Here is a 20151-nt window from a genome sequence, read left to right on the forward strand (position 1 = left end):
GCTCAGAGCAAGGTGGCGCGGCCGTTGCGGACCAGACGGTCGACCACGGTTCCGGCCACCTCCTCGACGGTGATGCCGACGAGCAAGTGATCGCGCCAGGCTCCGTCCACGTCCAGATACCGCGAGAGCAGACCTTCCTCGCGGAATCCGACATTGCGCAGCACGGCCTGGCTGGCCAGGTTCTCCGGGCGGACGGTCGCTTCCACGCGGTGCAGTCCGGCGGGTCCGAAGCAATGGTCGAGGCCGAGGCCGAGTGCGGCGGTTGCGACGCCCTGGCCGCTGAGATCCTTGGCCACCCAGTAGCCGATCCAGGCCGAGCGCAGCGCGCCGCGCACGATATTGCCGATGGTCAGCTGGCCGCTGAACGTGCCGTCCACCTCGATGACCAACGGAATCATCGCGCCTCGACGGGCTTCCGCCTTCAGGCCCGACCACAGCGACGGCCAGTTCGACGCATGGTTGCGCGCCTCCCATGCGCCGCGGCCGGTCGGCTCCCACGGCTCCAGGTGCGCCCGATCGCGCAGCCGGATCCGGCTCCACGCCGCGGCGTCGCGCAACCGCACCGGCCGCAATGTCACCCGGCCCGCCGCGACGCGCAACGGTCCGAGATGCGCGGGCCATCCGGGATGCTGCGTGACCCGGAACACGTTCATCGACTCCACGCCTCAGCCACGCTGTGCGAGAAAAGCGACTCGGACCTCGTCACCGGTGCGAAACTCGGTGTCGTCCGGATCGATCACGATCAGGCTGTTGGCCTCGGCCAGCGTCGCGAGCAGATGCGAGGAGGAGCCCGCCCCGCCGCCGAGCGGTTGGACGAGGTAGTCGCCCGTGGTCTCGTCGCGCATGAGTTGCGCGCGCAGATAGCCTTTGCGCCCGGCCATCGAGGAGATCGGCGTGATGGTCCTGGCCCGGATGATCCGTCGCATCGGATGCCTACGCCCGAGCGCGATCCGGATCAAAGGTCGCACCATCACCTCGAAAACTACTAGTGCACCAACGGGATTCGAGGGCAGCAGGAAGGTGGGCACCTCATCGCGGCCGAGCCGCCCGAAGCCCTGAACCGAACCGGGGTGCATCGCGACCCGCGCGATCTCCAACTCACCGAGACCTTCGAGCGCTTCCCTGACCTGCTCCGACGCCCAGCCACCGATGGCACCGGCGATCACCACTACCTCGGAACGAACAAGCTGACCTTCGACCACATCGCGAAGTCGCCGTGGATCCGCGCTCACAATGCCGACCCGATTGACATCGGCGCCCGCGTCACGGGCGGCGGCGGCCAATGCGTAGGAGTTCACGTCGTAGACCTGGCCGGGGCCGGGCGTGCGATCGATGTCGATCAGCTCGCCGCCGACGGAGATCACCGAGAGCCGAGGCCGCGGATGCACGAGCACCTTGTCCTGGCCGACGGCCGCGAGCAGCCCTACCTGCGCCGCACCGATGATGGTTCCCGCGCGCACCGCGACATCGCCCGGCTGCACATCGTCGCCGATGCGCCGCACGTAGTCGCCGGAGCGCACCGGCTCGTACACCTTGATCCTGGCCCGGCCGCCATCGGTGAAGTCCAGCGGCAGAACGGCATCCGCCAAAGTCGGCAGCGGCGCACCGGTATCGACCCGAACGGTCTGGCGCGGTTGCAGCCTGCTCGGCTGCTTGGAACCGGCGACCACCTCACCGACCACCGGCAAGGTGAGATCGACCAGCTCGCCGTCTTCGTTGCGGATATCGGTACCGGCGGCTGCCACATCGACACTGCGCACCGCATAGCCGTCGATGGCAGCCTGATCGAAGCCGGGCAGCGGTCGTTCGGTGACAACGTCCTCGGCACACAGCAGGCCCTGGGCCTCGGAGATCGCGACCCGGACCGGCCGGGGCGCGACCGCCGCGGCGGTCACCTTGATCTGCTGATCCTCAACCGAGCGCATCCAGCCCTTCCTGATCTCTTCGCACCCAACCCGGATTCCGCATCAGCGCAACCGGGTTCGGTGCGCCCGCATGGTGAACCATCATTCGTACCCGACGGTCCACTATCGGCGAAACCCGATGCCCATCCGCGTTAGTCGTCCGTTGTCAGCTGCGGATCCCAATCCGAACTCAACCGATGCTGCAGCCACTCCCGTAAGGCGGGGCCGTATTCCTCGCGTTCCAACGCGAAATCGACCGCAGCACGAAGATAACCGCCAGGGTTGCCCAAATCGTGGCGCGACCCACGGTGCACTACCACATGGACCGGATGGCCCTCTTCGATCAGCAGCGCGATCGCGTCGGTGAGCTGCAATTCACCACCCGCGCCCGGGGTGATCCGGCGCAGCGCGTCGAAAATGGCGCGGTCCAAAAGATATCGGCCCGCGGCCGCGAAGGTGGAAGGCGCGTCGGCGAGGGCAGGCTTCTCCACCATGCCGTTGACGCGCAGCACATTCGGGTTCACCGCATCGGGCACCGGGGCGACATCGAAGACGCCGTACGCGCTGACCTCGTCTTTCGGCACGTCGATGGCACACAGCACGGTGCCGCCGCGCTTGCGGCGCACCCGGCTCATCACGTCGAGCACACCGCAAGGCAGCACCAGGTCGTCGGGCAGTAGCACGGCGATGGCGTCCTCGTCGTCATCGAGAACGCGCTCGGCCTGCGCGACCGCGTGGCCGAGACCGAGCGGTTCCTCCTGCACGACCGAGGTGACATCGAGCAGACCCGGCGCCTTGCGCACCTTCTCCAACAGGTGGAACTTGCCGCGCTCGGCCAGCGTGCTCTCGAGCAACAGGTCCTCGACGAAGTGCGCGACAACACCGTCTTTACCCGGTGAGGTCACGATCACCAGCCGGTCCGCACCGGAGTCTGCGGCCTCGGCCGCCACCAACTCGATGCCGGGAGTGTCGACTACCGGCAGCAATTCCTTGGGCACCGTCTTGGTTGCAGGCAGGAACCGCGTCCCCAGGCCGGCCGCGGGTACCACGGCCGTTCGGAAACACGACACCACCGCGTCTTTCGCGGGCTGTCCGGCCGTTTTATCCGGCACTGCTGTCATACGCCTACCCTATCCATCCGTCACAGCGTCCCAACGCCCGTCGGGCACAGCACCGGAGTCGGCCGTCGGGCCGATCCGGGTCCCGGTGAGCTTAAGGTGATCACTGTGGAGATGCCCGGTCAGCGTGACAAACATGCGTGGCGCACCGAAATCAGCGCTCGACGGGCCGCGATGACAACCGTCGATCAGCAGGCGGAGGCGCGTGCGCTGGCCGAGGCCGCCGCGAGGCTCGAGCTGCCCGAGTGGGTGTGCGCCTATGTTCCGGTGCGCGGGGAACCCGGTTCGCCGGCGCTGCTGGATGCCATGCGCGCGGCGGGAGCCAGGGTGCTGCTGCCGGTCACCGGCCCGCTCGGGCCGCTGAGCTGGGCCGAATACACCGGTGTCGAGGGCCTTCGCCCCGCGCGATTCGGACTGCTCGAACCGTCCGGTGCGGTGCTGCCCACCGCCGCGGTCGGCACGGCCGGACTGATCCTGGTGCCCGCGCTCGCGGTGGACCGCCGCGGTGTCCGGCTCGGGCGGGGCGCGGGCTACTACGACCGCACGCTGGCCGCTGCCGATCCGGCCGCGCGCCTGGTCGCGGTGGTGCGTGACGACGAGCTCGTGGACCGGCTCCCCGAAGAACCGCACGATCTGCGCATGGGCTGGGCGCTCACACCGCTGGGTGGCCTACAACAACTCGGTATGGAACAGGGCACGGAATGAAATGCCGATTAGCGGCGTTGGCAGTGTCGGCTGTAGAGTGCCAGATTGACGAACCCTGCGGAGGATCCTGTGCCAACTTATTCATACGCGTGCACCCAGTGTGACAACCGCTTCGACATCGTTCAGTCCTTCACCGATGAGGCGCTGAGCGTCTGCCCGGAGTGCTCTGGCAAGCTGCGCAAGCTGTTCAATTCGGTCGGCATTGTGTTCAAGGGCAGCGGTTTCTACCGGACCGACAGCCGCGGCGGCGCCTCGACGGCGAGCGAGCCCGCGAAGTCGGACAACGGTTCGAGCAGCTCGACAAGTTCGGATTCGAGCTCCTCCAGCAGCACGTCCACGCCGACGAGCACTGCCGTCGCCAGCTGAGTTATCCCCAGCCTCTCGCTATCCACAACTAGCCGTCTCAGCGGCCGAGCAGATGTGATTGTGGCCATAGGATCCGGCCATGACTCGATCACTGGGCGACCTCGGCCACGATGGCGCCCTGCGTTTCGCGCTGTGGAATCGACCACCGTGGGCCGATGGCCTGCTGGCCCGGCGATTGCTCGCGGTCGTTCTCACCGCACTCGCCGCCGGGCTCTTCATCCGAGGTGATCCGGGCGCCGAGCGCACCCCGATCGTGGTCGCGGGCCGCGACCTGCCGCCCGGCCATCTCATCCAGGCCGACGACCTGCGCTCGGTCGCTCATGAATCGGGCGCCCTGCCGACGGGTGTCGTCACCGACAGCGCCGCTCTTGTCGGTGCGACACTGACCGCGGCCATGCGCACCGGCGAGATATTCACCGATCTGCGCATTGTCGGCCCACGCTTGGCCGCTGTGGCCACGGGTGGGCGCGACGCCAGGATCGTGCCCATCCGCCTGGCCGACACCGCGGTGGCGGAGATCTTGCGCGCCGGTGATCGGGTCGATGTCGTCGGCGCCGAGGAACAGACCGGTCCTGCGGCCCGCCCGGCGCGAACCCTCGCGACCGATGCCGCGGTGGTTCTGGTCGCCGGCCCCGGCGATCGACGTGGCCAGGAACGGATCGTCCTGGTCGCGATGGATGCCGAGCGCGCCACCACCGTCGCGGCAGCCTCGCTACGGACCGCACTCACCGTTGTTTTCCATTGAGAAAGTTCGCCAAGTATTTGCCAATACTGTCAACTAGCATCGTCGGACCGGCTGCATAAACCGCCGAGCGTGACTGGAAAGCTCCCCATCCGAAGAGGAGATATCGGCAATGCTCAAGGGTTTCAAGGACTTCTTGTTCCGCGGAAATGTCATAGACCTCGCCGTAGCCGTGGTAATCGGTACCGCATTCGTCGCGATCGTCACCGCGTTTTCCAACGGCATCATCAACCCGATATTGGCTGTATTCGGTGGCAACGACGAGCTCGGCCTCGGTTTCCGGCTGGTAGCCGACAAGCCGGCGACCTATGTGCAAGTCGGTCCGATCATCACCGCGGCTCTCAATTTCCTGATCATCGCGACGGTGCTGTACTTCGTGCTCGTGTTGCCCGCCATGCACGCCAAGAAGCGCCGGGGTTCCAGCGAGACGGAACTCACCGATTCCGACGTGCTGCGCCAGATCCGCGACCTGCTCGCGGAGGGCCGGGACAGCACAGGCGGCAAGCACGAGTTCTGAACCGGATCGTTGCCGGGATTCGGTCCCGACACAAGTCTCCGACCAGCCGATTACAGCTCGCACGCGCCGTCCGCGATGAGGATGAGCGCGCCGAGGAGCACAAAGCTGTTACTACAATCGGATGTCCCATCCGAGGAGTACCCGCTGGTCGGCTGGCGGCGGCGAAGTGTAGATCGACGGGGAGCTCGACCACCGGCACATCGGCGACCCCCCGACGGGCGAAAATTCAGCACCACTTATCGCTGAGAGTCACACCGGTGGTTTCGTCGGTGAGCTCAGGAGTCAGTTCTGAAGCGAGCGAGTTGGGCACGCGTCGAACTGTTGTCGGTTTGGCGTAGGCCGGCCTGATACGCGGGAGCCCAGTTTGCGCGATCATAGAGATTCGTGCCGAAGAGCTCGACCGCTGTGGTGTCCGGGCCGATGCGAACGACTGTGTCGGCAAGCGGCTCCGGTGACGGATCATCGGAGAACAGGTGCGCCAGCGGCTCGATGACCACGAGAGTTTCCGCGCCTGCGGCAAGGTCTGCGTTGGTGGCCGATCGTAGACCGCCGTCGATGTAGTAGCGCCCATCCACTGGTATGGGTGGTTGGGCGCCGGGGAATGCGGTGCTGGCAGCGACTGCGGTCGGCAGTGGTACGCCGCTGTGTCTGTCCCAGACTGTCGGTTCGCCGGTTTCAGCGTCTACCACCGTGATTCGCAAATCTCGGTCGGGCCATTCGGATACGCCGATCAGGCAACGCATCCGTTCGATCTGTTCGGTCGGGTCACCCGTGCCGATTGTGAGCGCGAGTTCGCCGACACGGCGCCGTGCGGTCGCGGGTTGCTGGCCTGGCTCGCGGAGTATGGCGAATACCTCGCCCAGCCGGGGGTGTGCAGGATCTGTCGGCGCGCTCTGCTGCTGTGTTCGAGCGGGCAGAGTCGCCAGTCGTTGCATCGATTCGCCGGTGGCCAGGATGGCGCCGGCGATCGCACCAGCCGAGGTGCCAACAATCAGATCGGCGGAGGCCAGGTCGACACCGTGACGACGCAGACCTGCGAGGAGGCCGGCCATCCATGCTGTGCCGACTACTCCACCGGCACCGAGCACCACGGCTGTGCGCGGAGTACTCGCCTGTTCTGCGTCTGCCACGACGACATTCTAGTCAGTGAATCGGGCGCTTGCCGTGCGAGGCGACACCGCAGGGGGCAAGCACGCGTCCTGAACCGAATTCACGTCCGCGGGAACGCAAACGGGCCCGTCGCAGTGGGGTGAACCCCAGTGGCGACGGGCCCGTTCGTTGTGCGGAGTCGGTGACTCCTGGGTTCAGCCGAGGCTGAACGGCCTGCCCCACAACGTCACCCAGGTGATGACACTGTCGGTCTCGACCTCGACGCTGACGAACGCGCGCGCCTGCGCATAGCCGCCACAGCCGTTCAGGCCGATGGTCTCATCGGCCCAGGTGACCGAGCCGCTGCCACCCTTGAAGCGATTGCGCTTCTTGTGCGACTCGTTACCGAAGTCGTCGGCCACTTCCTGGTCCAGGACGTAGAACGACTGCGATTGGCCCGGACCGAGCGATAGGTTGCCACCGCTGTTCGCGCCGACGCCGCCGGTGACGGTCTCGCCGCTCCAGTCGGCCGTTCCTTCGACACCACCGCTGACGCCACCGCCCGCGATATTCACCTGGCAGCCAACGGTGTAGCCCGGGAAGATTTTGCCGCCGGCATCATCGGACACATCGACTTGGGCACTACCGGAGACCCACACATTGCGATGCAGCGGCGTAGCTCCCATGGACGGGTTGATATTGGCAGACTCGCCGACCAGGCGGATCGTCACGACGGTGCCATCGGACAGCGTCTTGGAGATCTCACCTCCCGGCAGCGGAACGAAAGTATCGGCTTGCGCTGCTCCAGTGGACAACAGGCCGAGGGCGATGGTTGCCGCGGCACCGGCACCCGCCACCTTGGCCAGATTTTTACGGTTGATCATTGGTTTCCCTCGAGGATTGAGTTCGCTTCAGCGAGAAGAGTTTTCGTTGGATTCGACAGACGTCAGCCAATGCTGAACGGCGCACCGTAGAGGGTGGTCTTCGAGTAGTGGTCACCGATGATCTCCACAACTGTGTAGGAACGCGCTTGCGCATAACCCGCACAGCCCTGGATCTCGATTTCGGCATCCTGATACTCGACGGAATAGACGCCTGGTTTGAGAACGTCCTTCGAATCGATCGAAACGAACTTGACATCACCGGGGCCGAGATTGAGGCCGATCGAGCCGCCGAGGCTGCCACCGCTGAGGTTGATGCCGCCGGAGACACCGGCGGAGATCGCGTTGTCTGCGATGCTGACTTGGCAACCGACGATGTAGCCGGTGCTGAGTGCCGAAACACCATGTGTCGAGGAGTTATTGGTGCCCGGAGCGTTGGTTGCGCCGTTGGTGGGGCCAACCTCTCCCTCCGGGGTGACCGAGATATCGGCGATGGCATTGCCCGATACCCAGACGACGCGACCAGCGCCGTTGGCGGCCAACGATGGTGAAATGAGCGCGCGCTCGGCTGTGTGCCTGATGGTCACGCCTGGACCGAACTTCTGGCCGTCCGGCAACGGCACAAAAGTATCGGCGTTGGCAGCGCCGCTCGACAAAAGTCCCATAGCCACAGTTGCGGTGGCGGCGGCGCCCGCTAAACGGACACCGCGACGCAACAGGGCGGGGTGGTTGTTACTCATACTTCCCCTCATCAGGTTCTAGCGGTCGGTCTCGGGGTTTGCCGAGGCCGAAAAACTCCCTTTCAGGTAGGCCGAGCATGGCGGATTGGACTGTCCACCATGGGAACTGCCGACCATCTCGTTTGATGAACGATCTTGGGGTTTCAATGTTATTTGTTTCCGGCACTTCTCTCAGGCAATTCGACCAAGTGGCACCACACCGGTCCGTTGCCCGATACGATCGGCGATCATGTTGGGCACCAAAGGGTCTGCACGCGAAACGGGCCCGTTGCATGTGCAACGGACCCGTTTCGTCTGTGATGGGTCAGCGACCCGAGAAGACTCAGCCGAGGCTGAAAGGCTGGCCCCACAACGTCACCCAGGTGATGACATTGTCGGTCTCGACCTCGACGCTGACGAACGCGCGCGCCTGGGCGTAGCCGCCACAGCCGGTCAGGCCGATGGTCGAGTCGGCCCAGGTGACCGAGCCGCTGCCACCCTTGAACTTGTTGCGCTTCTTGTGCACCTCGCTGCCGAAGTCGTCGGCCTGTTCCAGGTCCAGGATGTAGAACGACTTCGACTGGCCGGGGCCGAGGGTCAGGTTGCCGCCGCTGTTGGCACCGACGCCGCCGGTGACCTGCTCGCCGCTCCAGTCGGCCGTGGCTTCGACACCACCGGAAGCGCCGCCGCCCGCGATGTTCACCTGGCAGCCGACGGTGTAGCCCGGGAAGATAGACCCGCTGCCATCGCCGGACACCTCGACCTGAGCGCTACCGGAGACCCACGCGTTGCGGTGCACCGGGGTGGAGCCCATGGACGGGTTGATGTTGGCGGATTCGCCGACCAGCTTGATGGTGACGACAGTGCCGTCGGACAGCGTCTTGGAGATCTCGCCACCCGGCAGCGGCACGAAGGTATCGGCATTCGCCGCACCGGTGGAGAACAGGCCCATGGCGATGGTGGCAGCAGCACCGACACCGGCCACCCGCGCCACGTTCTTACGGTTGATCATGTTTTTCCCTCAGGGGTTGAGTTCGCTTCCGCGAGAAGAATGTTCGTGTGATTCGACCGATGTCAGCCGATGCTGAACGGCTGCCCGTAGAGGGTGGTCTTCGAGTAGTGGTCGCCGACGATCTCGACGACGGTGTAGGAACGCGCCTGGGCGTAGCCCGCGCAGCCCTGGATCTCGATTTCCGCATCCTGGTACTCGACCGAGTAGACGCCCGGCTTCAGGATGTCCTTCGAGTCGATCGAAACGAACTTGACTTCACCGGGGCCCAGGTTCAGGCCGATCGAACCACCGAGGCTGCCACCACTGAGATTGATGCCGCCGGAGACACCGGCGGAGATCGCGTCGCTGGCGATGCTGACCTGGCAACCGACGATGTAGCCGGTCGTGAGCGCCGAGGCGCCGTGGGTCGAAGAGTTGTTGGTGCCCGGGGCGTTGGTCGCGCCGTTGTAGGGGCCGACGGTTCCTTCCGGAGTGACAGTCACGTCGGCAATGGCGTTGCCGGAAACCCAGACAACACGGCCGGCGCCATTGGCGCTCAACGACGGCGAAATCAGCGCGCGCTCACCCGTGCGGGTGACCGTGACGCCTTGACCGACCTTCTGGCCGTCCGGCAACGGCACGAAGGTATCGGCGTTGGCAGCACCGGTGGAAAACAGGCCCATGGCCACAGCCACGGCAGCGCCGACGCCTGCGACGCGGACACCGCGGCGCAGACCGATGGTGCGGTTCTCGCTCATACTTCCCCTCATCAGGTTCGAACAGTCAGCCTCGACCATCGAGGCTGGACGGTGGTCCTCTCAGGCCCAGCTCAGTTTGTGCTCCATTTGTTGCCGACTTGTAACCGGCTGTTATTTCGGCGCAACACTCCAGCTGGCCAGGAACCGAGCCCAGGTTCCGCCGGTTCGCCGCGTACGCGCCGAACCAGGCCCGCAAGGTCCGGCATGTGGGTGGCTCCCGGCGAACACTAAACGTTCGGTAACGGCGAAGCAACGTACGGAAACGTTAAGATCAATGTGATGTAGATCACAATTGCCGACATGCACATGTAGCTTGACGTGCATAAATAGCTGGAAAGTGTCCCGTTTTGGCCGCAAATAGGGGCCATGGGCGCAGGCAGGCCACCCGTCAAATACGGGCCATGACCGTAAGTAATCGCCACATTGCATTCAGCCGAAAGTAATCACAGGTGAATAACACCAAGAATTGATCTTTATACGTAGCTGGGCAGTAGATGAGCCTCAGCCGTGGTGCGGCGGCACCTGGTCGCGAAGCCAGTCATCGGAGGGCGAACCCACCTCGGAATCATGGTCGCGTTCGTCGCGCGTGGTGTCCGGCAGCGCGTCACCGAAAATTTTGTTCAGACGCGCGGAGTCCCTCGCCCGGCGTACGGCCGGGCGAGGGTCCTCGGAAGAATCCGGCGCTGGAATTATTCGGCCAATCCGGACAGCTCACCGATCACTCGGCTGGCAAGCGGACCGAGGGTGGCCATGCCGTCACGGATCGCCGACCGCGTACCGGGCAGGTTCACCACCAGAGTGCTGCCCGAGACGCCGGCGAGACCACGCGACAGACCCGCGTCGAGCGAGCCCGCCACCCGACCGGAGGACCGCAGCGCCTCGCTGATGCCGGGCAGTTCCCGGTCCAGCACCTGCGAGGTGGCCTCCGGCGTGACATCGCGCGGGGACATTCCGGTGCCACCGACCGAGATGACCAGGTCGACGCCGCCGATCACCGCGGTGTTCAGCGCATTGCGGATCTCCACCTCATCGGCCTGAACCGTCACCGAAGCATCGACGAGAAAACCCGCCTCGGTCAGCAGCTCGGTAACCAGTGGACCGAGCGAATCCACACCTCCATGCGCCGTTCGATCGTCGACGACCACCACAAGTGCGCGCCCAGCCACCGGAGTATCGATTTCCATGGTGCTCACCGTAGCGTCCGCATCCAGAAGCCGGGCGCCCACGCCCGCAAGCTCTGCGTCCATCGCGAGCAGCTCGGTGTCGACGGCGAGTCGGGGCCTCTGGTCGCCGGGCAGCACGCGCATCACCGGCCACCGCTCGCGGGCGCGCCGGAGAGGGTTACCTCGACGGTCTTGGCGTTGTTTCCCTGTTCGTCTGTGTAGGTCACCTTCACCTTGTCTCCTGGCTGATGTGAGCGGACCGCCGCGATGAGCGCGTTGCCCGAATCGATGGGCCGGTCGTCGAGCTTGGTCACGATCGTGCCCGCGGGAATGCCCGCCTTGGCGGCCGGACCGTCCGGAGTCGCCTCCAGCACGCGTGCCATGGTGTCCTGCGGGCGCAGCTTGATGCCGAGCTGCGCGTAGGTCGCGTGGCCGGTCTTGATCAATTCGTCGGCAACCCGGCGGGCCTGATCGACCGGAATGGCGAAGCCGAGGCCGATCGAACCGCTCTGCTGGCCGGGCTGCTCGCCCGCGCCGAGGCTCGCGATGGCGGTGTTGATGCCGATCAGCTTTCCGCTGCTGTCCACCAGCGCGCCGCCGGAGTTGCCCGGGTTGATCGCCGCGTCCGTCTGAATGGCGTCGATCACCGGGTTGACCGAGGGATCGGGAGTGCCCTGACCGTTGGTCGACACCGGCCGATTCAACGAAGAGACGATGCCCGTGGTCACCGTGCCCGCCAGGCCGAGCGGCGACCCGATGGCGATGACCGGCTGACCTACCTGGAGGTTCGAGGAGGAGCCGAGCTCGATCGGGGTGAGACCGCTCTTACCGTCGACCTTGATGACGGCCAGATCCGACACCGGATCCGCACCGACCAGGGTCGCGGGCACGGTGCTCGCGTCGGAGAAGACCACTTCCATCTTGGCGTTGGCGCCGCCACCGGCCGCCACGTGGTTATTGGTGAGGATCAAGCCGTCGGAGGACAGCACCACGCCGGAGCCCTCACCCTCGGCCCTGTTGCTCGCCACCTTGATCATCACCACGCTCGGTAGCACCTTCTGCGCCACCGCCTGGGTGGAGCCCGCCGGGGTGTTGACGACGTTGTTGACATTGGGTTTCGGGGCATCGAGGGCGTTGGTCACGGCGGTGTGCCCGGTGTCCGACCGCGTGACGAGCGCGCCGACCGCGCCGCCGATGCCACCGCTGACCAGAGCGAGCGCCGCCGCGCCCGCGACAAGCCCGGTCCGGATCGGCCGCCGCGCCGGTCCCGGATTCGGTTGCGCCCCGAAGGCCGCGCCGGGCGGGATCGGCGGATCGAACGAGGACGCGTTGTACTCCTGACCGGATTCATACCCCGGGAAGGGCTGAGTGTGCTGCGCGGCGGTCTGATGGGGAGCCGCACCCTGGTACGGCGCGGCCGGGTAGTACTGCGGTGACGGCGCGCCATATACGGGCGGCGGTGACGTCGGCTGTCCTGGGGCAGGGATCTGCCCTGTCGAATGCGAGCCGGTGGCGGCGCTCGTAGCTGCCGGCTCCCCCTGCCGGTCCTTGGCATCCTCGCTCATGGTTTCTCGTTTCTCCTCACGTCTGCCGACCAGCTTGGCGGCGACGGCTTAGAGCGGACTGAGACGCCGCTATCAGTTGGCCGAGATCTTCTCCCGATCCATCGGCTACTGATCGCGTTCTTCGATGGTGGCGCCCGGACCGGGCGCACCACCTTCACCAGGTAACACGATACGGATCAGCGCGCCACCGCGCGGCGAGGTATCGATGGTGATCGTGCCACCGTGCTTGGTGACCACCTGCTTGACAATGGCGAGACCGAGGCCCGAGCCAGGCATCGAGCGCGAGACCGTTGTTCGATAGAACCGCTCGAAGACCAGTTCGCGCTCATTGGCCGGAATGCCGGGACCGGCGTCGTCGACGGCCAACTCGAGCAGCCCACGTCCGGCCTCGCGCATGGTGACGTTCACCTGAGCCCCGGCCGGACTCCATTTGGCGGCATTGTCGAGGACATTGAGGATCGCCCGCTCCAGCCCCGCCTCGTGGCCGTACACGAACCACGGTCTGAGCTCGGCGACGAACTCGATCGAGCCACGCCGCCGCCTGGCCCGTTCCAGTGCGCGCTCGGCCACTTCGCCGAGATCGATGCGGTCGTAGACGGTTTCGGGTGCGTCCTCCCGCGCGAGATCGACCAGGTCGCCGACCAGGGTGGACAGTTCCTCGATCTGCCCCATCACATCCGCACGCAGCCCGGCCATGTCCTCTTCCGGAATCGCGGGTGCCCCGGGGCGGCTGGAGGCGATCAGCAATTCCATATTGGTGCGCAGCGAGGTGAGCGGGGTGCGCAATTCGTGCCCGGCGTCGGCGACGAGCCTGCGTTGCCGGTCGCGCGACTCGGCGAGTGCCCGCAGCATGGTGTTGAAACTCTCTGTCAGCCGGGCGAGTTCGTCGTCACCGGTGACGGGAATCGGCGTCAGGTCGTCGGTGCGGGCCACGCGTTCGGTCGCGGCGGTCAACCGTGCGATCGGGCGCAGGCCCGTACGGCCGACCGCGGTGCCCGCCGCCGCGGCGAGCACGACGCCGCAACCGCCGACCACGAACAGCAGCCACGCCAGCCGGTCGAGCACCTCGCGGGTCGGCTGTAGCCGCTGCGAAATGATCAGCGTCGCACCGGAATGCGTCGGCGTGGCGAGCACGCGCTGATTGCTCACGGTGCGCAGCGACGAGGGGAGCTCGCCGTCCGCTACGGCGAGCTCCTCACTGCCGACCGGCGGAATCGTCTGCTGTGGCGGCATGTAGGGCTTGTGGTCGGGGAAGACCAGCGCGACGCCGACATCGTTGGAATACAGCCCCGCCAGGATGATCGACTGGAAGCCGAGGCTCTCGAAATTGTTATTGATCATCGTGGCGGCGCGAGCTTTCAGCTGCGCGTCGACATCGGCGTACAGCGCGCGCGCCACCATCGCGTAAGCCGCGATCGAGGTCACCGCGACCGCGATGGCTACCACCGAGGCCGCGAGCAGTGTCACTCGCCAACGCAGCGAGACCGATCTGGTCAACGGCATGGGCGGGCGCATCTCCGCCGAGTCCGGCGGACCGAGCGCGGCGACGGCAGATCGCTTGGGAATTTGGCGGGCCATGGTCCGGGCCTACGGGGGTGTTTCACGCAGCACGTAGCCGACACCGCGCACCGTGTGGATCAGTCGCGATTCGCCCTCCGCCTCGGTCTTGCGGCGCAAGTATCCGATGTACACCTCCAGCGCGTTGCCGGAAGTCGGGAAGTCGTAGCCCCAGACCTCCTCGAGGATGCGACTACGGGTCAGCACCCGGCGCGGATTCGCCATCAGCATTTCCAGCAGTGAGAATTCGGTGCGGGTCAGGCTGATCGCGCGCTCGACGCGCGATACTTCGCGCGTCACCGGATCCAGCGACAGGTCAGCGAACGTCATCGTCTCCGACATCTCACCCGCGTCAGTGGTCCGCCTACGCAGCAGTGCCCGCAGCCGGGCGAGCAATTCCTCCAGTGCAAATGGCTTCGGCAAATAATCGTCGGCGCCGGCATCGAGTCCGGCAACCCGCTCCGATACCGAATCCCGCGCCGTCAAAACCAGAATCGGCAGATCGTCTCCGGTACTGCGCAAGCGCCGGCAAACTTCGAGCCCATCCATCCGCGGCATCATCACATCGAGCACGAGCGCATCGGGTCGCTGCGCGGTTGCTTTCTCCAGCGCATCGACGCCGTCGACCGCGAGGTCGACTGTGTAGCCGTTGAAGGTCAGCGACCGGCGCAGAGATTCACGGACGGCGCGATCGTCGTCGACTACCAGAATGCGCATGCCACCAGTTTGACCGCACCGACTGAGAGTCGACTGAGAGGGCAGCTTCCGACACGCCGCGTCAGGCCGTAGCCGGCCTAAGAGCAACACTGAGCAACACTGGTCGATGGACCAGCATCTTTCGTGACCTTCTACAGAACTTCCCGCACCTGGGAACCAATTGGGCCTTGAATCATGTTCTGTATAGCCATATTCCGCCGAATATCAGACTGAGAGCCCCAGATTGCCGTGGCTCACTCTGCGCGGTATGTTCCCTGCGGTAAAAAGAAGACCTCTAGTTGGTTCTCAGCGGGTTGAATCAAAACCGAACAGCCACGCGCCATCCGGGGGCCACTCGTGAAGCGGAGGCAACGGAAGCGGATGGAAGCTGCACCGCGGTCCTGGCAATTCAGCTTGTCCAACTGGTCTGTCACTCGCAAGGTCGGCATCGTGCTGGTGCTTCCGGTGCTGCTGGCCACCGTGTTCGCCGTACTCCGCATCAACAATGAGCTGCGCACCATGTCGCAGTTGGACGCGGCGACCGAGCAAGCCATCATCATCCGCCCGATCGGCAAGTTCGGCACGGCCACCGAACAACTCGCGATCGCGGCAACCTCCTCGTGGGGCAACATCGCCGATCCCGCGACCGACGCGGCGCTGACGAAATTCGACCAGGCGCTCGCCGACCTCGAGGCCGCGATGCGTACCTCCAAAGTCAGCAACCGGGTCAGCGCCGAACTCGCCTCCGCCGTCGCGACCGGCACCACCATGCGCAACAGCCTGCGCAATGGATCACCCGCGATGGTCGGCGAGCAGGCCGACGAGATCGCGGTGCGCATCGGCAACGCCTTCGCGATGTCGCCCTCGGTCGAAGACCTCATCATCCAGCGGTACTTCCTGCAGATCGGCGCGATCCAGACCTCGCGACGCGTACTCACCCAGCAGCGGATGCTGGTCGGCTCGCCCGAGGCAGGCCGCAATCCGGCCGTGCGCCCCCGAGTACTCACCTCGGCGGGCGCCGAGATGACCATGATCAACACCTATGGCGTCATCCTGCCCGACAACGCCACCAACATGCGCCAGATGCTGGACGCGGTCTCCACTCGGCTCGCGGCCTTCAGCCAGAACGCGGGCGATCCGACCGCCAATCCCGCAGTGCTCGACTCACTACAAACCAGCGCCGACCTCTATGAGAAGACCACCGCCCAGCTGACCGACGTCATCGACAAGGCGCTCGCCAACCGGACCACCGAGGCCCAGACCGGCGCGCTACGCGAGACCACCATCGTGATCGGCATGCTGCTCGCCGGTCTTGCGCTCGCGCTCGCTGTCGCACGCACGTTGGTCGTCCCGGTCCGCAGGCTACGGCGCGACGCGCTCGAAGTCGCGCACGTCAAGCTGCCGGAGGAACTCGCGGTAGTGCGCAGCGGCGGCGCGACACCGGAGATCACGCCGGTCGCGGTGCACACCACCGACGAGGTCGGGCAGCTGGCCCGCGCCGTCGACGAAATCCACGAGCAAGCGCTGAATCTGGCAGCCGAGCAGGCCCGGCTGCGACTGCAGATCGGGAACATGTTCGAAACGCTGTCCCGGCGCAGCCAGTCGCTCGTCGAACAGCAGCTGGCGCTGATCGAGGATCTGGAACACGACGAGGACGACGGCGAACGGCTTCAGAGCCTGTTCCGCCTCGATCACCTCGCGACCCGTATGCGCCGCAACGGCGACAACCTGCTCGTGCTCGCGGGCACGGCGCTGCGGCGCGGTCAGCTGCACCCGGTGCCGCTGTCGGACATGCTGTGGAGCGCGGTTTCTCAGGTCGAGGACTACCAGCGGGTCGAGATCGGCGCGGTGCCCGACGGCATTGTCGCGGGCGAGCCCGCGGTCGACATCGAGCACCTGCTCGCCGAGCTGATCGACAACGCGCTGCGCTATTCGCCGCCGACGACTCCGGTCGCGGTGATGGTCGCGCGCGCGGTGGACGGCGGCTACCTGATCGAGATCACCGACCGCGGCCTCGGTATGGGCCTCGACGATCTGCAGACCACCAACGACCGGCTCGCCTCCGGTGGTGAGGTCACCGTCGAAACCGCCCGTCGAATGGGTCTTTTCGTGGTCGGCAGGCTCGCCAAGCGGCACACCATCACGGTCAGCCTGCGCCGGACCTCGACGATGGCGCAGCAGCCAGGTATCACCGCGAGTGTGCATCTACCCGGTGCACTCGTGGCACCGCCGATGGATCCGGAGCCACCACAGCTCGAAGCGCCAGTGCTGCCCGCCCCACCGAGCCAGCCGCAGCGCACGCTGGTACCGGTGCCGAGTCTGCCGCAGCGCGAACCGCCGCGTTTCACCAGTTCCGGGCTACCGCAACGCCGGCCGGCCATCCGGGTGGCCGACACCGCCGACCAGCCCGCCATCGCGACGCCCACGGTCGACGACTCCGAGCCGCTGCCCGATATGTTCGCCGAACATCCGATCGAGACCCCGAGCATCGAGCTACCGAGGGTCGCAACATTCGGGCCGCCCGCCTCGGTATCGAACAAGTCGGCCGCACAGTCTTCGGTCGATATGGACACCCAAGCCTGGCCCGTCTTCGACACCGGCTCCTTCGAAGCCATCGATGATTCGACGCCCGTCGCCGACGTCGAACCGCAGGTGCCGCTCGGCACCGCGGGCGATACCTGGACCGAGGCCGACGCGGCGGTGACGACCGGCTCCAACCCGGTCCTCGACCGGGACCCCGCTCCGGTTTCGGCGGGCGCACGACCGGCATCGCCCGCCAAAAAGCCCGCAGGCGCACCGGAACCCGCGACCGTCACCTCGTCGCGGCTACAGCCGGTGGCAGGCGAATCGCCGACACCGATCTACCAGCGAATGGTCTCGGAGTGGCTGGTCGAGCCCGCTACCTCGCAGCAATCGGAGGCGACCTGGTCCTCACCAGCGGTGGACGCGGGCTGGCTGGCCGCCGAGGACGCCGCCCGGCCGACCACCACCTCCCGCACCGTCGGCGGCCTGCCGATCCGGCGCCCAGGAGCGCAGCTGGTGCCCGGTGGTCTTGCGCCTGCCGAAGACGCGGCAGCTCGTGATCCGGAGGAAATCCGGAGCAACCTCACCAGGCATCTCAGTGGGGTCCGCAGTGGGCGGGCCGATGCCCAGTACAACGACGGAGGGCTTGGATGACCAACGCGAACAGCACCACCGATGAAAACCTGAACTGGCTGGTCACCCGCTTCACCAGGGATGTCCCCGGGGTATCGCACGCGGTACTCGTCTCGGCCGACGGCTTGCTGCAGGCAACCAGCCCGCACCTACCCAGCGACCGGGCCGAACAACTGGCCGCGGTCACCGCGGGCCTGGCCAGTTTGTCCGCCGGTGCCGCACAGCTTTTCGACGGCGGCAAGGTGATGCAGTCGATCGTCGAGATGCAGCGCGGCTACCTATTGGTGATGAGTGTCGGCAACGGCTCGCACCTGGCCGTGCTCGCCAACAAGTCACACGACATCGGCCGCATCGGCTACGAGATGGCCCTGCTGGTCGACAGAGTGGGCTCGGTGGTTACCGCCACCGCCCGCACCGCCGTCTGAGGGTGAGATGTCCAGCCCCAACGGCCCCGGACAACACCGACCGGCCACACGCGTCAGACCGTATGCGCTGACCTCTGGGCGTACCGAGCCCGCGGTCGACCTGCCGCTTGAGGCTGTCATCGAAACCCTGTCCTACACTGCCCATCTCGACTGGCCATCGGGCGATCTCCGTACGGAGATCCTCCGGCTGGGCACCCACCGTCTCTCGGTTGCCGAGATCGCCGCGCACCTGGATCGTCCACTCGGAATGGTTCGGGTCATGGTCGGCGACTTGGTCGTCGACGGACACCTGCGGATGCATTCGACACTGACCGAAGAGGCGAGTTTTGACGAGCGCCGTTCACTGATGGAGAGGACTTTGCGTGGACTCCGCGCGTTATAACAACCTCGCACCGAACGATGCCGATTCCCGCGTCGCATCGACGAAAATCGTTGTAGCGGGTGGCTTCGGAGCGGGCAAGACAACATTTGTCGGCGCGGTGTCGGAGATCGTTCCGCTGCGCACCGAGGCGATGGTGACCCGTTTCTCCGACGGCATCGACGATCTCGCCGACACCCCGGAGAAGGAAACAACCACGGTCGCCATGGACTTCGGGCGGATCATCCTGCCGGGCAACCTGGTGCTGTACCTGTTCGGAACCCCGGGCCAGCGTCGCTTCTGGTTCATGTGGGACGACCTGATCCGTGGTGCTATCGGCGCGGTGGTGCTGATCGACACCAGGCGGCTGGAGGACAGCTTCGCCGCGGTCGATTTCTTCGAGGCGCGCAAACTGCCGTTCCTCATCGCGGTCAACCGGTTCCCCGACGCGCCACGCTTCCCGATCGCCGAATTGCGCGAAGCGCTTTCGGTGCGCGAGGGCGTACCGATCGTGGACATCGACGCCCGCAACGCCATGGAGGTGCGCCAAGCACTCGCCGCGGTGACCGAGTACGCAATCGCCCAGCTGAAGGCCACGGAACTGGAAGGAACCGCCTCGCATGCATGAGGTCCGGTTGTTCTCGCTCGGGAACAACGGTGCGGTGGACCAGTTCTCGATGGGCTACTGGATCGCCGCGCTCTCCTTGGGGATCTCGGTCGTCGGCGCGGTGGTCGGGGTGGCCTGCATCCTGCACGGTTCGCGGTCGATTCGCTTCCGGCTGGTGTGGCTCGCCTCGGCGGCCGTGTCGGTCGGCGGCGTCGGGATCTGGCTCGCCACCTCGGTGGTGCTGCTCGGCGTGCACGTGCCTGGCAGTGATGTGCGATTCGACGCGGGCAGCCTCATCACGTCGATGGTCGTGGCATTCGTCGCGGTGTTCGCCGCGCTGGTGATCATCGGGCGCACTCTGCACCTGCCGCGTTTGATCGCGGGCGGCGTCGTCATGGGCCTGGGCACCGGGCTGTCGCTCTACCTCGGCATCGGTTCGATCGAGGTTCAGGGCTCGGTCGAGATTTCACCCGCGCTGGCCGCGGTATCACTGGCCGTCGCCATCATCACCGCGACCGCCACGCTGTGGTCGATACAGGCCTTCCAGTTCCCCATGGCACGAGGGGCGACGACCGTGCTGTTCGGCATCGGCGTGGCCGGGATGTACTACGCCGGAATCGGCGCGATCGAACTCACCATCGATCCGGCGGCGAAGCCGCCGACCGGACTTCCGTTGTTCGACTTCGTCTTCCCCATGTTCGTCATCGGATCGCTGGCCCTGACCGTGCCGATCACCGCCGTGCTCGTCGCACCCGATCGGCGCGACACTGCGGCGGTCGCCGAGAACACGCGGCGGGTCGGGCTCGAAGCGGCTCGCTAGAGTCGCCTCGAACC

Annotated in this window: 21 protein-coding genes; 9 read left to right on the forward strand and 12 right to left on the reverse strand. The window is 66.1% G+C overall.

The features are described from left to right. Positions 1-2 precede the first annotated feature (2 nt). The 3 genes from AB0M74_RS24455 to AB0M74_RS24465 all read right to left on the reverse strand — a co-directional run bounded on the left by AB0M74_RS24455 (position 3) and on the right by AB0M74_RS24465 (position 3025). On the reverse strand, positions 3-653 hold the full coding sequence (locus AB0M74_RS24455; RefSeq protein ID WP_366528610.1) for a GNAT family protein: 651 nt from the start codon (positions 651-653) through the stop codon (positions 3-5). 12 nt (positions 654-665) lie between these two features. Further along, positions 666-1925 (reverse strand): gephyrin-like molybdotransferase Glp, encoded by a 1260-nt coding sequence (gene glp / locus AB0M74_RS24460; protein WP_366528611.1) that lies wholly within the window; start codon positions 1923-1925, stop codon positions 666-668. Between the two features lie 131 nt (positions 1926-2056). After that, on the reverse strand, positions 2057-3025 hold the full coding sequence (locus AB0M74_RS24465) for a UTP--glucose-1-phosphate uridylyltransferase (RefSeq protein ID WP_366528612.1): 969 nt from the start codon (positions 3023-3025) through the stop codon (positions 2057-2059). A 111-nt stretch (positions 3026-3136) separates the two neighbouring features. Between AB0M74_RS24465 and AB0M74_RS24470 the strand changes: the two genes are divergently transcribed. The 4 genes from AB0M74_RS24470 to mscL all read left to right on the forward strand — a co-directional run bounded on the left by AB0M74_RS24470 (position 3137) and on the right by mscL (position 5352). Further along, the gene (locus AB0M74_RS24470) at positions 3137-3727 is read left to right on the forward strand and encodes a 5-formyltetrahydrofolate cyclo-ligase (protein WP_366528691.1); all 591 of its coding nucleotides are present in this window, start codon (positions 3137-3139) and stop codon (positions 3725-3727) included. Between the two features lie 69 nt (positions 3728-3796). Continuing rightward, the gene (locus tag AB0M74_RS24475) at positions 3797-4093 is read left to right on the forward strand and encodes an FmdB family zinc ribbon protein (protein WP_366528613.1); all 297 of its coding nucleotides are present in this window, start codon (positions 3797-3799) and stop codon (positions 4091-4093) included. Positions 4094-4172: 79 nt separating this feature from the next. Then, positions 4173-4838, forward strand: coding sequence for an SAF domain-containing protein (locus tag AB0M74_RS24480; RefSeq protein ID WP_366528614.1), 666 nt, complete (start codon positions 4173-4175; stop codon positions 4836-4838). A 109-nt stretch (positions 4839-4947) separates the two neighbouring features. After that, positions 4948-5352, forward strand: a complete 405-nt coding sequence (gene mscL / locus AB0M74_RS24485) for a large conductance mechanosensitive channel protein MscL (protein WP_366528615.1) — start codon at positions 4948-4950, stop codon at positions 5350-5352. Positions 5353-5627: 275 nt separating this feature from the next. Here mscL and AB0M74_RS24490 read toward each other — a convergent pair whose 3' ends face one another. The 9 genes from AB0M74_RS24490 to AB0M74_RS24530 form a co-directional block, all read right to left on the reverse strand. Then, positions 5628-6482, reverse strand: coding sequence for a patatin-like phospholipase family protein (locus AB0M74_RS24490; RefSeq protein ID WP_366528616.1), 855 nt, complete (start codon positions 6480-6482; stop codon positions 5628-5630). A gap of 174 nt (positions 6483-6656) precedes the next feature. Further along, entirely contained in the window at positions 6657-7325 is a 669-nt protein-coding gene (locus AB0M74_RS24495; protein ID WP_366528617.1) for an MspA family porin, read from the reverse strand. Between the two features lie 62 nt (positions 7326-7387). Next, entirely contained in the window at positions 7388-8062 is a 675-nt protein-coding gene (locus AB0M74_RS24500) for an MspA family porin (RefSeq protein ID WP_366528618.1), read from the reverse strand. Between the two features lie 322 nt (positions 8063-8384). Continuing rightward, complete coding sequence (locus tag AB0M74_RS24505) at positions 8385-9053, reverse strand: MspA family porin (protein WP_366528619.1); 669 nt, start codon at positions 9051-9053, stop codon at positions 8385-8387. A gap of 62 nt (positions 9054-9115) precedes the next feature. Further along, positions 9116-9790, reverse strand: coding sequence for an MspA family porin (locus tag AB0M74_RS24510; RefSeq protein WP_366528620.1), 675 nt, complete (start codon positions 9788-9790; stop codon positions 9116-9118). Positions 9791-10479: 689 nt separating this feature from the next. After that, positions 10480-10974: a MogA/MoaB family molybdenum cofactor biosynthesis protein gene (locus AB0M74_RS24515; protein ID WP_328413430.1), complete on the reverse strand. Its 495-nt coding sequence runs from the start codon at positions 10972-10974 to the stop codon at positions 10480-10482. A gap of 122 nt (positions 10975-11096) precedes the next feature. After that, entirely contained in the window at positions 11097-12518 is a 1422-nt protein-coding gene (locus tag AB0M74_RS24520; protein ID WP_366528621.1) for a trypsin-like peptidase domain-containing protein, read from the reverse strand. Between the two features lie 105 nt (positions 12519-12623). Beyond that, positions 12624-14096, reverse strand: coding sequence for a HAMP domain-containing sensor histidine kinase (locus AB0M74_RS24525; protein ID WP_366528622.1), 1473 nt, complete (start codon positions 14094-14096; stop codon positions 12624-12626). A 9-nt stretch (positions 14097-14105) separates the two neighbouring features. Further along, positions 14106-14792: a response regulator transcription factor gene (locus tag AB0M74_RS24530; RefSeq protein ID WP_366528623.1), complete on the reverse strand. Its 687-nt coding sequence runs from the start codon at positions 14790-14792 to the stop codon at positions 14106-14108. A gap of 360 nt (positions 14793-15152) precedes the next feature. Between AB0M74_RS24530 and AB0M74_RS24535 the strand changes: the two genes are divergently transcribed. From AB0M74_RS24535 to AB0M74_RS24555, 5 genes are read left to right on the forward strand one after another with little or no spacing between them, the layout of a single operon-like run. Further along, positions 15153-17948, forward strand: a complete 2796-nt coding sequence (locus AB0M74_RS24535; RefSeq protein ID WP_366528624.1) for an ATP-binding protein — start codon at positions 15153-15155, stop codon at positions 17946-17948. Then, positions 17945-18352 (forward strand): roadblock/LC7 domain-containing protein, encoded by a 408-nt coding sequence (locus AB0M74_RS24540; RefSeq protein ID WP_366528625.1) that lies wholly within the window; start codon positions 17945-17947, stop codon positions 18350-18352. Before AB0M74_RS24535 ends, AB0M74_RS24540 begins: the two co-directional genes overlap by 4 nt. A 7-nt stretch (positions 18353-18359) precedes the next feature. Further along, positions 18360-18734 carry a DUF742 domain-containing protein gene (locus AB0M74_RS24545; RefSeq protein WP_328406322.1) on the forward strand — a complete coding sequence of 125 codons (375 nt, stop codon included), beginning with the start codon at positions 18360-18362 and terminating at the stop codon, positions 18732-18734. Beyond that, positions 18715-19338, forward strand: a complete 624-nt coding sequence (locus AB0M74_RS24550; protein ID WP_366528626.1) for an ATP/GTP-binding protein — start codon at positions 18715-18717, stop codon at positions 19336-19338. Before AB0M74_RS24545 ends, AB0M74_RS24550 begins: the two co-directional genes overlap by 20 nt. Beyond that, positions 19331-20137 (forward strand): MHYT domain-containing protein, encoded by an 807-nt coding sequence (locus AB0M74_RS24555; RefSeq protein ID WP_366528627.1) that lies wholly within the window; start codon positions 19331-19333, stop codon positions 20135-20137. The genes AB0M74_RS24550 and AB0M74_RS24555 overlap by 8 nt, the downstream gene beginning before the upstream one ends. The last annotated feature ends 14 nt before the right edge of the window (positions 20138-20151 follow it).

Source organism: Nocardia sp. NPDC051463, from assembly GCF_040681975.1.
Classification (GTDB): domain Bacteria; phylum Actinomycetota; class Actinomycetes; order Mycobacteriales; family Mycobacteriaceae; genus Nocardia.

What these genes read in the sequence shown, in the direction of transcription:
- AB0M74_RS24455 (WP_366528610.1), bottom strand. Translation starts at nt 653, where the DNA reads ATGAACGTGTTCCGGGTCACGCAGCATCCCGGATGGCCCGCGCATCTC.
- glp (WP_366528611.1), bottom strand. Translation starts at nt 1,925, where the DNA reads ATGCGCTCGGTTGAGGATCAGCAGATCAAGGTGACCGCCGCGGCGGTC.
- AB0M74_RS24465 (WP_366528612.1), bottom strand. Translation starts at nt 3,025, where the DNA reads ATGACAGCAGTGCCGGATAAAACGGCCGGACAGCCCGCGAAAGACGCG.
- AB0M74_RS24470 (WP_366528691.1), top strand. Translation starts at nt 3,137, where the DNA reads ATGCCCGGTCAGCGTGACAAACATGCGTGGCGCACCGAAATCAGCGCT.
- AB0M74_RS24480 (WP_366528614.1), top strand. Translation starts at nt 4,173, where the DNA reads ATGACTCGATCACTGGGCGACCTCGGCCACGATGGCGCCCTGCGTTTC.
- mscL (WP_366528615.1), top strand. Translation starts at nt 4,948, where the DNA reads ATGCTCAAGGGTTTCAAGGACTTCTTGTTCCGCGGAAATGTCATAGAC.
- AB0M74_RS24495 (WP_366528617.1), bottom strand. Translation starts at nt 7,325, where the DNA reads ATGATCAACCGTAAAAATCTGGCCAAGGTGGCGGGTGCCGGTGCCGCG.
- AB0M74_RS24500 (WP_366528618.1), bottom strand. Translation starts at nt 8,062, where the DNA reads ATGAGTAACAACCACCCCGCCCTGTTGCGTCGCGGTGTCCGTTTAGCG.
- AB0M74_RS24505 (WP_366528619.1), bottom strand. Translation starts at nt 9,053, where the DNA reads ATGATCAACCGTAAGAACGTGGCGCGGGTGGCCGGTGTCGGTGCTGCT.
- AB0M74_RS24510 (WP_366528620.1), bottom strand. Translation starts at nt 9,790, where the DNA reads ATGAGCGAGAACCGCACCATCGGTCTGCGCCGCGGTGTCCGCGTCGCA.
- AB0M74_RS24515 (WP_328413430.1), bottom strand. Translation starts at nt 10,974, where the DNA reads ATGGAAATCGATACTCCGGTGGCTGGGCGCGCACTTGTGGTGGTCGTC.
- AB0M74_RS24520 (WP_366528621.1), bottom strand. Translation starts at nt 12,518, where the DNA reads ATGAGCGAGGATGCCAAGGACCGGCAGGGGGAGCCGGCAGCTACGAGC.
- AB0M74_RS24525 (WP_366528622.1), bottom strand. Translation starts at nt 14,096, where the DNA reads ATGGCCCGCCAAATTCCCAAGCGATCTGCCGTCGCCGCGCTCGGTCCG.
- AB0M74_RS24530 (WP_366528623.1), bottom strand. Translation starts at nt 14,792, where the DNA reads ATGCGCATTCTGGTAGTCGACGACGATCGCGCCGTCCGTGAATCTCTG.
- AB0M74_RS24535 (WP_366528624.1), top strand. Translation starts at nt 15,153, where the DNA reads ATGGAAGCTGCACCGCGGTCCTGGCAATTCAGCTTGTCCAACTGGTCT.
- AB0M74_RS24540 (WP_366528625.1), top strand. Translation starts at nt 17,945, where the DNA reads ATGACCAACGCGAACAGCACCACCGATGAAAACCTGAACTGGCTGGTC.
- AB0M74_RS24545 (WP_328406322.1), top strand. Translation starts at nt 18,360, where the DNA reads ATGTCCAGCCCCAACGGCCCCGGACAACACCGACCGGCCACACGCGTC.
- AB0M74_RS24555 (WP_366528627.1), top strand. Translation starts at nt 19,331, where the DNA reads ATGCATGAGGTCCGGTTGTTCTCGCTCGGGAACAACGGTGCGGTGGAC.